Below are 13,887 nucleotides of genomic sequence, written 5' to 3'. Positions count from 1 at the left end.
AGGTGGTGGGCGGGTCAGCTCTTGCGGAGCGGGGTGTCTGTCTCGTCCTCGAAATCGCCGATCAGCTCTTCGAGGAGGTCTTCCAGGGTGGCGATGCCGACCACGCGGTCGTCCGGGCCGGCCACCAGCGCCAGCTGCGCCCGGTCCTCGCGCATCGCGGTCACCGCGCCCGCCACCGGCATCCCGGCGGGCAGGGTCAGCGGCCGGGACATCAGCTCGCGGGCCGGCACGTCCCTGCCCGCGGCGGTGGCGCGCACCGCCTCGCGGATGTGCACCAGCCCGACGAAACCGCCGCCCGCGTCCCGGACCGGGAAGCGGGAGCGCCCGGACTCGCGGCTGCGGTGCTCGATCGCCCGCGCGCCGGTGTCCTCGGTGACGCTGACCGTGTCCTCGATCGGCACCATGATCTGCGCGACGGTCGTCTTCTGGAGCTGGAGCATCCGGGTCAGCAGGCGCTGCTGGCCCTCGGGGATCAGGCCGTGCTCGCCGGACTGCCGCACCAGCATCCGCAGCTCCTCCGGCCGGTGCGCCTGCGCCAGCTCGTCCTGCGGCTCGACCTTGAACGCCCGCAGCAGCGCGTTGGTGATCCCGTTGAGGCCGCTGAGCAGCAGGCGGACCACGTGGGCGAACGCCCGGAACGGGATGGCCAGCAGCGTCGCGGAGCGCTCCGGGTGGGTGATCGCCCACGACTTCGGGGCCATCTCGCCCACGACCATGTGCAGGAACACCACCACGAACAGCGACAGCGTGAACGCGATCGCGTAGGCCACCGCGTCGGGCAGGCCCACGCCCACCAGCAGCGGGTCGAGCAGGTCGGCCACGGCGGGCTTGGCCAGCGCGCCCAGGCCCAGCGTGCACAGCGTGATGCCCAGCTGCGCGCCCGCCAGCATCAGCGACAGCTCGCGGACACCGGCCACGGCGGCACGTGCCGCGCGGCTGGTCTCGGCGTCCTGCTCCAGCCGGTGCCGCTTGGCGGCGATGAGGGCGAACTCCGCGGCGACGAAGAACGCGTTGGCCACCAGCAGGAACAGGGAGATCACCAGGGCCCAGGTGGTGTTCATCGGACGCCCTCCCGGTCCTCGGCGGTGTCGCGGTCCCCGGCGTCGTCCGCCGGCGCGCCGTCGGCGCGGCTGAGCACGACGCTGCCGGGCACGTTGCGGTTGACCTCGGTCACGTGCAGGGAGATGCCGTCGAACTCGACCCGGTCACCGACCCGCGCGGTGCGCCCCAGCAGGTGCAGCAGCAGGCCGGAGACGGTGTCGTAGCTGTCGTGCTCGGGCAGCTCGACCCCGGTGGCGTCGGCGATCTCGTCCACGCGCATCCGGCCGGGCACCCGCCACGCGCCGGGGCCGATCGGCTCGATCGCCTCCTCGACGATGTCGTCCTCGTCGTGGATCTCGCCCACCAGCTCCTCGGCCAGGTCCTCCAGCGAGACCACGCCCGCGAACCCGCCGAACTCGTCCACCACGCACGCCAGCTGGCGGTGCTCGGCGCGCAGCCGCTCCAGCACGGCGGGCAGCGGCAGCGTCGTGGGCACGACCAGCGCGGGCGAGGCCACGTCGCCGACCGGGGTGGTGCCGCGCGCCTCGGGCTCGACGGTCAGCACCTCGGCCAGACCGATCACGCCGCGCAGGTCGTCCAGGCCGTCGCCGACGACGGGGAAGCGCGAGTGGCCGGTGTCGAGCAGCTCGACCACGCGCGCCACCGGCTCGGCCGCGCGGATGGTGTGCACCACCACGCGGGGCGTCATGGCCTGCTCGGCGACCAGCCCGCGGAAGTCCAGGCCGCGGTCGAGCAGCCGGGACAGCTCGGGGTCCAGGTGCCCCTCGGCGCCCGCGTCACCGATGATCTGCTTGAGATCCTCGGGGGTCGCGCCCTGGGGCAGCTCCTCCACCGGCTCGATGCCGACCGCGCGCAGCAGCCTGTTGGCCGCCGCGTCGAACAGCCGGATCACCGGGCCGGCGATCTTCAGGTACACCACCGTCGACCCGCTCAGCGCCTTGGCCAGCGCCTCGGGTTCCGCGATGGCGAGGTTCTTCGGGAACAGTTCGCCCAGCACCATCTGCACCGCGGTGGCGAACACCAGCGCGACGGCCATGGAGATCGAGGTGGTCGCGCCCTCGGGCAGGCCGGTCAGCCCCACCACGCCGGTGAGGCCGGTGCCGAGCAGCGGTTCGGCCACGTAACCCACCAGCAGCGCGGTGACCGTGATGCCGAACTGGGCGCCGGAGAGCATGAAGGACAGGCGCTGCGTGACCGCGTACGCGCGGCCCGCGGCCTTGTCGCCGTTCTCGGCGAGGTGCTGGAGCTTGCCCCGGTCGACCGCCATGTAGGCGAACTCCTGGGCCACGAAGTACCCGGTGGCCGCGGTGAGGGCCACGATCGCGAGCAGGCCGGAGAAGATCAACACGGTAGGCTCGCCAGGTTGGTTCCGCAGTTCAGCCGGGTCCTGCCCGGCCGAGTACTGCAGCCGTCCACGTCTGTTTCGTCAGGTTCATCAGGCATACTCAACACTAGCACGTGGCACTGTACGGTTGACGTGGTGCGGCGGAGAGGGGAAACCGGCGGTGACGGAGGTCCTGCTCAAGATCGGTGAACTGGCCGCCCGAGCGGGGGTCAGCTCCCGCACCGTCGACTACTACACCACCCTGGGGCTGCTCTCCCCGACCAAGCGCACCGCGGGCAACTTCCGGCTGTACCACCCGTCCGACGTCGACCGGATCCACCTCGTCCAGCGACTGGAGGTGGAGGGCCTGCCGCTGGAGCAGATCGCCGGCGCGCTGGGCACCTCGCACGTCGACGTCAGCGCCATCCTCGACCGCATCAACGAGGACCTGCGCACCCTCCAGGCCGCGACCGAGACCGCGTCCCCGGAGGTCCACGGGCTGCTGGCGGCCATCGCCACCCGGGTCCACTCGCTGATCACCGTCGCGCTCCAGATCCCGCCGGACATGCTGGCGCCCTGACGCCGGGGTCCGGAGAGGCGCGGGAGAACCGTGCGTCCCCGCTGTCCTGCCTCGCCCACGGCAGCCGCCTCGTACCCGCGGGACCCCCGGGCAACCCTTCACCGACCCCGGCTATGAATGATCATTCATCGTCGTGCATACTTCTGAACCGTGTCCAAGGTGCTCACTTCCCTCCCCGCCGGCGAACGCGTCGGCATCGCCTTCTCCGGTGGCCTCGACACCTCGGTGGCGGTCGCGTGGATGCGTGAGAAGGGGGCGGTGCCGTGCACGTACACCGCCGACATCGGTCAGTACGACGAACCCGACATCGCCTCCGTGCCGGGCCGGGCCTCGACCTACGGCGCGGAGCTCGCCCGCCTGGTCGACTGCCGGGCCGCCCTCGTCGAGGAGGGCCTCGCGGCCCTGGCCTGCGGGGCATTCCACATCCGGTCCGGCGGCCGCACGTACTTCAACACCACCCCGCTCGGCCGGGCCGTCACCGGCACCATGCTGGTGCGCGCCATGCTCGACGACGACGTGCAGATCTGGGGCGACGGCTCCACCTACAAGGGCAACGACATCGAGCGGTTCTACCGCTACGGCCTGCTCGCCAACCCCTCCCTGCGGATCTACAAGCCGTGGCTGGACGCCGACTTCGTCCGCGAGCTGGGCGGCCGCACCGAGATGTCCGAGTGGCTGCTCGCCCGCGACCTGCCCTACCGGGCCAGCACCGAGAAGGCGTACTCCACCGACGCCAACATCTGGGGCGCGACGCACGAGGCCAAGGCGCTCGAACACCTCGGCGCGGGCATCGAGATCGTCGAACCGATCATGGGCGTGCGGTTCTGGGACGCCGAGGTCGAGATCGCCCCCGAGGACGTCACCGTCGGCTTCGAGCAGGGCCGCCCCGTGACGATCAACGGCAAGGAGTTCGGCGACTCCGTCGACCTCGTGCTGGAGGCCAACGCCATCGGCGGCCGGCACGGCCTGGGCATGTCCGACCAGATCGAGAACCGGGTCATCGAGGCCAAGAGCCGCGGCATCTACGAGGCCCCGGGCATGGCGCTGCTGCACGCCGCCTACGAGCGGCTGGTCAACGCCATCCACAACGAGGACACCCTCGCCGCCTACCACAGCGAGGGCCGCAAGCTGGGCCGGCTGCTCTACGAGGGCCGCTGGCTGGACCCGCAGGCGCTGATGGTGCGCGAGTCGCTCCAGCGCTGGGTCGGCACCGCGGTCACCGGCGAGGTCACGCTGCGCCTGCGCCGCGGCGAGGACTACTCCGTCCTGGACACCACCGGCCCCTCGTTCAGCTACCACCCGGACAAGCTGTCCATGGAGCGCACCGCGGACTCCGCGTTCGGCCCGGTCGACCGCATCGGCCAGCTGACCATGCGCAACCTGGACATCGCCGACTCCCGCGCCAAGCTGGAGCAGTACGCGGTCCTGGGCATGATCGGCAGCCAGTCGACCCTGATCAACGCCGCGCCCACCGCGCCGACCGAGCTGATCGGCGAGATGCCCGAGGGCGGGGCCGAGGTCATCGCCTCGCGGGGCAGGACCGCCGACGACGAGCTGCTGGACCACGCCGCCCTGGAGGCCGGCAACGACTGAGGCCGCGGTCCGCGCGCGCCGCTCCACGTGGGCGGCGCGCGCGTCACCGGCCGGTCAGGTCGAACTCGGCGGTCACCGCGTCGAGCACCTCCGGGTGCGCGGCGGCCGCCGCGTCCAGCGCGCGGGGCCACTCCAGGGTGGTCAGCAGGTGCGCGGCCGGGCGGCCGGTGGCGCGCAGCTCCGGGTCGTCCAGCAGGAGCCGCCACAGCGCGGCCCGCCGGGCGGCCACCGGGATCGCGGGGACGACCGCCTCGGCCCGCGCCCGGTCCCCGCGCCGCAGGGCGTCGCGGGCCAGCGCCTCCAGGACGTCGGACCGGTGCTCCGGCCCGGTCGTCGCGTCGACCAGGGCGTCCACGCGGTGGCGCGGCAGCTCGACGGACCCGGGCGTCGCGCCGATCACCGACACGAGCGCGCGGGAGCGCGGACGCCCCCGGTGGAACCCCTCGACCAGGTCGAGCGCCCGGTCCACCAGGCCCGCGGTGGCCAGTGCCCCCACCAGGAACCGGCGGGCCTCCGCCCGGTACCGGGGGACCACGATGGTGCCGACGACCTCTTCCGCGCGGTCGAAGTCCTCGGCGGTGGCCAGCGCGCGCACCACCAGCGCCTCCGCCTTCGCCCGGTAGGCGTCTTCGTCGAGCGACCGGGCGAGCTCCGCCGCGCCGTCGTGGTCGTGGTCGCCGAGCCGGGCGCGGGCGGCGACCAGGGCCAACGCGGCCCGCGCGCGGTGTCCGGGCCGCCCGATGTCCGGCAGCGCCACCCACGCCCGCGCCGGCGCGGACCGCGCCAGGTCGTGCCTGCCGGTGGCGCTGCCGGCGTCCGCGAGGTCGAGCAGCGCCCGGACCCGCGCGAGGGGGTTGGCCATCCGCCGCACGACCGCCTCGGCCCGCGCGAACAGGGCGTCGTCGCGGGCCGCGCGGGCGGCGGCGGTCAGCAACCTGGCCCGCCACGGCAGGTGGGGGAGGGACCCCGCGTGCCCGGCCGCGCGGGCGGCGAAGTGCGGGTCGCCGGAGAGGGCGGCCACCAGCGCCTCGGTGCGCCAGTACCCGTCGGGCATCGACCCGGCGATCCGCTCGGCCCGGTCGGCCGACCCGGCGGCGGCGAGGTCGCGCGCCAGCTCCACCAGCAGTTCGACCCGGTCCGGCGAGTCCGGCACCAGCCACGCCAGCCGTTCGGCCTCGCGGTGGTCACCGCGTTCCCGAGCGGCGGCCACGAGCAGCCGGAACGCCCGCGTCCGCACGTCGTCCCCGGCGTGGACGGCCAGTTCCTCCGCGCGTCCCCACTCGCCCACCGCGATCTCGACCCGGACGAGGTCGAGCCGGTCGTGGTCCGGCGTCACCTCGCCCAGGGCGGTGGCCAGGCGGCGCGCCTCGGCGGCGTGACCCCGGGCGGCGTGGGCCAGCGCGAGCGACAGCAGGGCCGCCGGCCGGTCCGCCGCGCCCGACCCCGACCGCGCGGCCACCTCCGCCTCGACGGCCAGGCGGCGGGCCACCTCCGGTTGCCCGTGGGTCAGGGCGGCCCGGCCGATCGTCACCAGCACCACCGGCCACGGGGCGTGCTCGGCGGCCACCTCCTCGGCGCGGCGCACGTCCCCCAGGGCCAGGAACGCCTCCACGACGTGCTCGCCCCGGTCCCTGCTCACCTCCGGCAGCAGCGCGACCGCGTCCTCCAGCGGCCCGGGGTCCCCGGTCTCCGCGACCCACGCCACCAGGGCGTCGATCCGCTTGTGCGCCGGGTTGATCGAGGAGATGTACTCCTCGACCTCGGCGGCGTCCCTCGTGGCGGTCATCGCGACCACCAGGGGGCGGTGGTCGCGCTCCCGCCGGGAGGCGGCGGTGACGCGGTTCTCCACCAGCAGCGCCAGCCGACCCGCCTGCCCGTGGTCGCCGGAGCGCGCCGCCGCCGCCACGAGGCGTGCCAGCACCGGCAGTTGGAGCGAGGGTTCCGACATCACCCCGCAGAGTTCCTCCGCCCCGCGCAGGTCCCCGGCCGCGATGGCGGCCTCCGCCGCCGAGACGAGGGCGTGCTCCCGCTGGTCGCTGCCGGACAGCGACTCCGCGACCTCTCGCGCGGACGCGGCCAGCCGCAGCGCGCCCGCCTCGTCCCCCGCCCCAGCCGCGGCCCGCGCCAGCAGCACCAGCGCGGCGATCCTCGCCTGCGCCGCCAGCAGGCCCCGGGCCACCGACCCGGCCCGCTCGACGTGCCCGGTCGCGATCATCGACCCCACCAGGGCGAGCTGCGCCTCGGTCCGCCGGTCCGGGTCGGTGATCGACGAGGCCAGCTCCTCCGCGCGGTCGAGGTGCCCGCCCGCCGCGAGCGCGCCGGCCAGGTGCACCGCCGCGCCCGGCCGGCGATCGGGGTCGGTCAGCGCCTCGGCGCGCGCGACGTTGCCCAGGCCCGCCCACAGCGCGGGTAATCGCTCGGGGATCGTCGAACCGCGCTTGACCAGGCGGTCGCGGTGCACGGCCAGCCGCGCCAGGGCGACCAGGTCGGGGCGCTCGGCGGTGAGCAGCACGTCCTGGGCGGCGGCGATCTCGGCCAGCGCGTCGCCGTCGCCGCCGGACAGGTCCAGCACCCGGTCGTGCCGGGCCGGGTCGGTCGCGCAGGAGACCAGCCGGGCGGTGTCACCGGTGGCCACCAGCAGCCGGTGGTAGCCGCGCAGCAGGTACTCGGGGGTGTCCTCGGGCCAGCCCCGGTCGCGGTACCCGTCGGCCCAGCGGTGCAGGCGGTCCCGGTACCCGGCGATCGCGGCGCGCCCCAGGCGCTCCTCGGCCGACGCCTGGAGCTCCTCGTGGCCCAGCAGGTAGACCGTGCCCGGCCGCCAGCGGCCGGGGCGGACGTCGAAGCCGCGCCCGGCCACGGTGCGCAGCTGCCGGCGCACCTCGTGCTCGTCGCGGCCGGTCAGCTCGGCCAGGTCCGGCCCGCCGAGACCACCCGCCGCCGAGACGACCAGGCCCAGCAGGTCCCGCCCGGCCGGGTCGCCCCGCAGCAGCCGGTCCAGCTCCAGTTCCATGTCGTCGCGCAGGACGCGGGCCCGCGCGGACACCGCCAGGTCCCGGGTGATCCGGGGGTCGCGCAGCGGGTGGTGCGGGCTGAGGTCGGCGGGCGCGGGCGGGTTGGGCCGCCCCGAGACCACCACCCGAAGCCCGTCCGCAGGGTGGGCGGGCAGCAGCGCCGCGATGCTGTGCGCGCCGGTGGGCGTCGTGACGCCCCGGTCCTCGTCCAGGCCGTCGACGAGCAGCACCAGCCGTTCGCCGCGCGACCGGCACAGCTCGGCGGCCTCGGCCAGCATCCCGACCAGGTGCGCCTCCCGGGTCGCCTCGGGCAGCAGCGCCGGCAGCGGCTCCGCCAGCAGCTCGGCGAGCTGTTCGAGCACGACCTCGACGAACGCGCCCCGGTGGTCCTGGCCGGCCAGGCGACCGGTCACGAAGAACGACACCACCCGCACCCCGGCCGGCGGGTGCAGGACGAACCAGGACATCAGCGCGGACTTGCCCGCCCACTTCGGCGCGCGCCACCAGCGGTAGGCCCCGGCGTCGTCGTCGAGGCAGAACGCCGCCAGCTCGGCGAGTTCGGCCTCCCGCCCGACCAGCTCCGGGGGAGCGATCTGGCGCACCTGCTCGCGGTAGCGCGAGCGCGCGGCGGGCGACCCGGTCCCGACGTGCACCCCGCCGCTGATGTCGCGGGCCTGCACGACCGGCTGCAACGCGAGACCGGTCACCCGGTTCTGGTGCTCGGGCACCCCGCCGTCGTCGGGCACGCGGCCATTCTCCCCGCCCCGAGGGGGCCGGTCCAGCTTTCCGGCGGCGGGACCTCGTCGGCTTCGGGCCCGACCACCCCGGTCAGGGGGTTTCCGCGTCCACGGCCCGGGTAGTCGCGAGCACGAGAGCGGCCGGGGCTCCGGGCCGGACGATCGACGAGGGGACGACACCGTGCCGGGTGTGCTGGTGGCGGGCGGCTGGGGGCTGCTGGCGGGCTCGGCGCTGGTCGTGGGCGCGCTGATCGGCTACCTGGTCCGGATACCGGCCGGCGCGGTGGCCGCCGTGATGGCCTTCGGCAGCGGCGTGCTGCTCTCCGCGGTGTCGTTCGAGCTGATCGCCGAGGCGCACGACCAGGGCGGCCTGCTGCCCACGGCGCTGGGCGCGGTGGCCGGCGCGCTGATCTACACCCTGGCCAACGTCGCCCTGGCCCGGCGCGGCGCGCGGCACCGCAAGCGCTCCGGCGGGCAGCAGCCCTCCGAGTCGGAGCAGTCCGGTTCCGGCACCGCCATCGCGCTGGGCGCGCTGCTCGACGGCGTGCCCGAGTCCATCGTGATCGGCACCAGCCTGCTCGGCGGCGGCGCGGTCAGCGTCGTCACGGTGGCCGCGGTGTTCATCAGCAACGTGCCCGAGGGCCTGTCCAGCGCCTCGGGCATGAGGCGGGCCGGGCGCGGGCGCGGCTACGTGTTCGGGCTCTGGGCCGGTATCGCGGTGATCAGCGGCCTGGCGGCGATGCTCGGGTACGGGGTGCTGGGCGGGGCGTCCGGGGCGGTGCTGGCCGCGATCACCGCGCTGGCCGGTGGCGCGATCCTGACCATGGTCGCCGACACCATGATCCCCGAGGCGTTCGAGAACGCCCACCTGTGGATCGGGCTGATCACGGTCGCGGGCTTCCTCACCGCCTTCGGCTTGTCCCAGCTCGAAAGCTGACCGCTTGACCACCGGGCCGCCCCTTTGCGCCGGGGCGCGGTGAGGCGATGATGGTGGTCGTCGGCACCCCTGCGCGCAGCACTGGAGCACCATGTCCCACCCCGCGGCACCCGAACCCGGCGACCCGGAGCACCTCGACGTGCTGATCGTCGGCGCGGGCATCTCCGGCATCGGCGCCGCCCACTACCTGCGCACCAGGCTGCCGGGGAAGACCTGGGCGATCCTGGAGGCCCGCGACGCGATCGGCGGCACCTGGGACCTGTTCCGCTACCCGGGCATCCGCTCCGACTCCGACCTCTACACCTTCAGCTACGAGTTCAAGCCGTGGACCAGCCGGAAGTCCATCGCCGACGCCACCACGATCCTCGACTACCTGCGCGAGACCGCGGCCGAGAACGGCATCGACCGGCACGTCCGCACCCTCCACCGGGTGCTCGCCGCGTCCTGGTCGACCGAGGACGCGCGCTGGCTGGTGGAGGTCGAGCGCGCCGACACCGGCGAGCGGCTGAGCCTGACCTGCGGCTGGCTGTTCTGCGCGAGCGGCTACTACGACTACGACGAGGGCTTCACCCCGGGGTTCGAGGGCCGCGAGGACTTCCGCGGCACGGTCATCCACCCGCAGCACTGGCCCGAGGACCTCGACCACGCCGGCAAGCGCGTGGTCGTCATCGGCAGCGGCGCCACCGCGATCACCCTCGTCCCGGCCCTGGCCGACACCGCGGCCCACGTGACGATGCTCCAGCGCTCACCCACCTACGTCATGCCCGTGCCGTCGGTGGACCCCGTCGCCGGGCTGCTGCGCAAGGTGCTCGGCACCCACCGCGCCTACCCGGTCATCAGGCGCAAGAACATCGCCCAACAGCGCGCCGTCTGGCTGTTCTGCCAACGCTTCCCCAGGGCCGCCCGCCGCCTGATCCGCCGGATCAACACCAGGCAGCTCCCCGAGGGCTACCCGGTCGACGAGCACTTCCGCCCCACCTACGACCCGTGGGACCAGCGCCTGTGCGTGGTACCGGACGGCGACCTGTTCCGGGCCATCCGCGGCGGCCGGGCCTCGGTGGTGACCGACCGGGTCGAGACCTTCACCGAGCGGGGCGTGCGACTCGCGTCGGGCCGCGAGCTGGAAGCCGACGTCATCGTCACCGCCACCGGCCTGAAGCTGCGGGCCATGGGCGGCATCACCCTCACCGTGGACGGCGCGCCCGTGGCCCTGCCCGACACCGTGGCCTTCCGCGGCATGATGCTCAGCGGCGTGCCGAACTTCTCCTTCGCCATCGGCTACACCAACGCGTCCTGGACGCTCAAGATCGGCCTGCTGTGCGAGCACTTCTGCCGCCTGCTGGCGCACATGGACGCGCACGGGTACGACACGTGCCGCCCGGACACCGGGGAGGGCCCCATGACGACCCGGCCGCTGCTGGACTTCGCCGCCGGTTACGTCCGTCGTTCGCTCGACCAGTTGCCGCGCCAGGGGGAGCGGGCCCCGTGGCTGATGTCGATGAGCTACCACGGTGACGTGAAGCTGCTGCGCGACCGCCCGGTGGACGACGAGCACCTGCGGTTCAGCCGTCGGCGGGGGAGTGGGTCGGCGGCGCCTTCGCGGTCGGTGCCGGGCACGCGGTCCGCGCCGCGCTGAACCGCCCGCCCCGGTCCGGGTCGGCGAACCGCGTCCGGCGCACCGTGGTGGTGCGCGGCCCGGCGGCGGTCGGGACGCTCGTCGGCGAGTTCGTCAGAGGCGGTTGCTGACCCGATCGGTCAGCAGCACCGCGACCACGCCGACCGCCACCACCAGTCCCACCGCCCCCACCGCTTCCGCCGCGCGTTCCCGGGCTTGCGCGTCGCCCCACATCCACATCGACGCCCAGCCCGCCAGCACCAGCCCCGCCACCGAGCCGATCGAGCACACCGCCCGCCGGTAGGAGCACCACCAGGTGCAGGACCCGGGTCGGGCGTGCCGGCACAGCGCCTCACCCCGGATGTCCCGGGGCAGTTGGACGGCGCTCACAGCTGTGCTCCGCACAGCCGGCACCGGTTCGGCGCGGGCGAGGGCACGCGCACCCCTGCCTCTCCCACGGGGCACGGCGCGACGACATCCATGCCGTCGAGTGTGACAGTGCCCCGGCGGCGGCCTCGCGGTCGGTGCCGGGTACGCGGTCCGCGCCGCGCTGAACCGCCTGCCCGTCCCGGTCCGCGGCGTGCGCTACCGGCGTGGACGCTACCGAGGCGGACGCGGGAGGTGGGCCAGGGCCGTCTCCGCGATGCCCCGCAGGGTGTCCTCGTCGGTTCCGGCCTTGCCGAGGGCCTCGATGCCGCGGTGAACGGCCAGCAGCAGGCCGGCGAGTTGCCGCGGGTCGGCGGCGGGGTCGAGGTCGCCGTTGCGCCGGCACGCTTCGAGGTCGGCGGTGATGGCCTGGTGGATGCTCTCGAAGGTCTTCAGCGAGCGGGCCGCCACCACCTCGTCGTGCTCGGCCAGTTCCGCCGTGCCCTTGGCCAGCAGGCAGCCGCGGTGGCCGGGCTCGGCGCAGGCGGTCGCGTGGTCCAGGAAATAGGCGGTGAGCCGCTCGAACGCCTGCGCGTCGTCACCGCCCAGCCGGCGGTTCGCCGAGGAGATCGCCGCGTCGCAGTGGTCGTCGAACACCCGGTGGAAGAGTTGGCGCTTGCCGCCGAACGCCCCGTACAGGCTGCCCTTGCCCAGGCCGGTGGCCGCCGCGATCGCGTCCATGCTGGTGCCGGCGAAACCGGTCGTCCAGAACTGGTCGCGCGCCGTGTTCAGCACGCTCTCCTCGTCGAACTCCCTCGGCCTCGGCACCCCCGCAGTCTAAGCGTTCTTGACCGGGTCGTCCACAACGCTCTACGTTGTGGACGACCCGGTCAAGAACGGGTCTTCGACGAGGATGGGGAATTCGGGCGATGAGTGGACTCCTGGACGACAAGGTGGCCGTGGTCACCGGTGGGACGAGCGGGATCGGGCTGGCCATCGCCCGGCGGTTCGTCGCCGAGGGCGCGCAGGTCTTCGTCACCGGCCGCCGGCAGGCCCGGATCGACGCGGCGGCCGCGGAACTCGGACCGCGGGCCGTCGCGGTGCGGTGCGACGTGGGGAACCTGGCCGAACTCGACGCCCTCTACGAGGTCGTCGCGCAGCGGTCGGGCCGGATCGACGTCCTGGTGGCCAACGCGGGCGGCGCGGTGCCGGCCGTCCTCGGGGACATCACCGAGGAGCAGTTCGACAGCATGTTCGCCACGAACGTGAAGGGCGCGGTGTTCGGGGTGCAGAAGGCGATGCCCCTGCTGTCGAAGGGGGCCTCGGTGATCCTCATCGGGTCGAGCACGTCCTCGCGCCCCGACCGGGGCATGGAGGTCTACGGCGCGACCAAGGCGGCGCTGCGCAACTTCGCCCGCAGCTGGACGCTCAACGCGCGGGAGAACGGTTTCCGGGTCAACGTGCTGAGCCCGGGGCCGATCCGGACCCCCGGCCTGCTCGGCGTCGTCCCCGAGGACCGACAGGACGACTTCGTCAAGATGTTCGAGACCGTGCTCCCGGTGGGACGGCTCGGCGACCCCGACGAGGTCGCGTCGGCGGCCCTGCTCCTGGCCTCGGACACCGCCACGTACGTCAACGGCGCCGAGTGGTTCGTCGACGGTGGGTACACGAGCGTTTGACGGGCAGGGTCGGGATGGCTGGCGCGGTGGCGCGGTTCGGGGGAACAGCCTGGCCGGGCGCACCGGCCCGCCCCCGCTCGTGCGGGGAAGACCGGCCCCCCGCCGGTGCGCCGGCAGACCCGCCGGGGACCACCCCCGCGCGTGCGGGGAAGACCTTCAAGCAGTGGGGCGAGTGGGCGCCGGCCCCGGACCACCCCGCGCGTGCGGGGAAGACGTGGAGCAGATCGCCCAGGACATCACGAGGCTCGGACCACCCCCGCGCGTGCGGGGAAGACCGTCCGCTTCGGCCAGAGCACCCACCCACGGGGGGACCACCCCCGCGCGTGCGGGGAAGACCCGGACCCGCTCGCCGCGTTCGGAGCGCGCTACGGACCACCCCCGCGCGTGCGGGGAAGACGCAGGGGCACCCGAAATCAAGGTGAGGGGGACAGGACCACCCCCGCGCGTGCGGGGAAGACCGTCTGCACCCACTACGGCCTGGTCCTCGACGCCGGACCACCCCCGCGCGTGCGGGGAAGACTGCGCTCCCGCATCACCCGGTCCCTGCCGCCGGGGACCACCCCCGCGCGTGCGGGGAAGACACCCCACCGTCGGCACCCCCGACCCGCAAGGACGGACCACCCCCGCGCGTGCGGGGAAGACGTCGGTGACGGCAGCCGCGGCGGTGGCGTCACCGGACCACCCCCGCGCGTGCGGGGAAGACGATGAACTCACCCGGCTGACCCGGGTCCTTGATGGACCACCCCCGCGCGTGCGGGGAAGACGAGCAGTTCATGGGCGTGCCCTACGTGGCCGAGGGACCACCCCCGCGCGTGCGGGGAAGACCCACCGTGGCCGGAGCGGCCACCGTGGCCGGACGGACCACCCCCGCGCGTGCGGGGAAGACACTTCCTGACCAGTGATGTTAGTGCCCGTTTCCGAGCTACTGAGGTTGGGTGAGTCGGCGGGTGGTGATGCGGATCATGGCCCAGCGGACCATGGCT

General features: G+C 74.4%; 10 protein-coding genes and 1 CRISPR repeat array. Of the genes, 5 read left to right on the top strand and 5 right to left on the bottom strand.

Annotated elements, in window-relative coordinates:
* Nucleotides 1–14 precede the first annotated feature (14 nt).
* Nucleotides 15–1,061 carry a hemolysin family protein gene (locus tag ACFP3R_RS34090; RefSeq protein ID WP_380642471.1) on the bottom strand — a complete coding sequence of 349 codons (1,047 nt, stop codon included), beginning with the start codon at nucleotides 1,059–1,061 and terminating at the stop codon, nucleotides 15–17.
* On the bottom strand, nucleotides 1,058–2,410 hold the full coding sequence (locus ACFP3R_RS34085; RefSeq protein WP_380642469.1) for a hemolysin family protein: 1,353 nt from the start codon (nucleotides 2,408–2,410) through the stop codon (nucleotides 1,058–1,060). The genes ACFP3R_RS34090 and ACFP3R_RS34085 overlap by 4 nt, the downstream gene beginning before the upstream one ends.
* A 157-nt stretch (nucleotides 2,411–2,567) precedes the next feature.
* Between ACFP3R_RS34085 and ACFP3R_RS34080 the strand changes: the two genes are divergently transcribed.
* Together ACFP3R_RS34080 and argG are read left to right on the top strand one after the other, a co-directional pair.
* Entirely contained in the window at nucleotides 2,568–2,966 is a 399-nt protein-coding gene (locus tag ACFP3R_RS34080) for a helix-turn-helix domain-containing protein (RefSeq protein WP_380642467.1), read from the top strand.
* A gap of 150 nt (nucleotides 2,967–3,116) precedes the next feature.
* Nucleotides 3,117–4,559, top strand: a complete 1,443-nt coding sequence (argG, locus tag ACFP3R_RS34075; RefSeq protein ID WP_380642465.1) for an argininosuccinate synthase — start codon at nucleotides 3,117–3,119, stop codon at nucleotides 4,557–4,559.
* A gap of 43 nt (nucleotides 4,560–4,602) precedes the next feature.
* Here argG and ACFP3R_RS34070 read toward each other — a convergent pair whose 3' ends face one another.
* Nucleotides 4,603–8,316, bottom strand: a complete 3,714-nt coding sequence (locus tag ACFP3R_RS34070; protein ID WP_380642463.1) for a hypothetical protein — start codon at nucleotides 8,314–8,316, stop codon at nucleotides 4,603–4,605.
* Between the two features lie 172 nt (nucleotides 8,317–8,488).
* On the opposite strand from ACFP3R_RS34070, the gene ACFP3R_RS34065 reads away from it, so the two are divergent.
* On the top strand, nucleotides 8,489–9,244 hold the full coding sequence (locus tag ACFP3R_RS34065) for a ZIP family metal transporter (protein WP_380642462.1): 756 nt from the start codon (nucleotides 8,489–8,491) through the stop codon (nucleotides 9,242–9,244).
* Between the two features lie 91 nt (nucleotides 9,245–9,335).
* Complete coding sequence (locus tag ACFP3R_RS34060) at nucleotides 9,336–10,880, top strand: flavin-containing monooxygenase (RefSeq protein WP_380642460.1); 1,545 nt, start codon at nucleotides 9,336–9,338, stop codon at nucleotides 10,878–10,880.
* 93 nt (nucleotides 10,881–10,973) lie between these two features.
* On the opposite strand, the gene ACFP3R_RS34055 is transcribed toward ACFP3R_RS34060, so the two are convergent.
* Nucleotides 10,974–11,249 carry a hypothetical protein gene (locus ACFP3R_RS34055; RefSeq protein WP_380642458.1) on the bottom strand — a complete coding sequence of 92 codons (276 nt, stop codon included), beginning with the start codon at nucleotides 11,247–11,249 and terminating at the stop codon, nucleotides 10,974–10,976.
* Between the two features lie 210 nt (nucleotides 11,250–11,459).
* Nucleotides 11,460–12,053, bottom strand: a complete 594-nt coding sequence (locus ACFP3R_RS34050) for a TetR/AcrR family transcriptional regulator (RefSeq protein WP_380642456.1) — start codon at nucleotides 12,051–12,053, stop codon at nucleotides 11,460–11,462.
* 101 nt (nucleotides 12,054–12,154) lie between these two features.
* Here ACFP3R_RS34050 and ACFP3R_RS34045 point away from each other — a divergent pair, with 101 nt between their 5' ends.
* The gene (locus tag ACFP3R_RS34045; RefSeq protein ID WP_380642454.1) at nucleotides 12,155–12,904 is read left to right on the top strand and encodes an SDR family NAD(P)-dependent oxidoreductase; all 750 of its coding nucleotides are present in this window, start codon (nucleotides 12,155–12,157) and stop codon (nucleotides 12,902–12,904) included.
* Between the two features lie 64 nt (nucleotides 12,905–12,968).
* Nucleotides 12,969–13,790: a CRISPR direct-repeat array (repeat unit 28 nt; unit sequence GGACCACCCCCGCGCGTGCGGGGAAGAC).
* Nucleotides 13,791–13,887 lie beyond the last annotated feature (97 nt).

The sequence above is a fragment of the Saccharothrix lopnurensis genome, from assembly GCF_042658445.1.
In the GTDB taxonomy this organism is placed as follows: Bacteria; Actinomycetota; Actinomycetes; order Mycobacteriales; family Pseudonocardiaceae; genus Actinosynnema; species Actinosynnema lopnurensis.
The sequence above is the reverse complement of the archived record's forward strand: the minus strand, read 5'-3'. Positions and strand labels throughout refer to the sequence as shown.

Excerpts from the sequence above, each read along its gene's own strand:
- ACFP3R_RS34045 (WP_380642454.1), top strand. The coding sequence starts at position 12,155 with ATGAGTGGACTCCTGGACGACAAGGTGGCCGTGGTCACCGGTGGGACG.
- ACFP3R_RS34090 (WP_380642471.1), bottom strand. The coding sequence starts at position 1,061 with ATGAACACCACCTGGGCCCTGGTGATCTCCCTGTTCCTGCTGGTGGCC.
- ACFP3R_RS34060 (WP_380642460.1), top strand. The coding sequence starts at position 9,336 with ATGTCCCACCCCGCGGCACCCGAACCCGGCGACCCGGAGCACCTCGAC.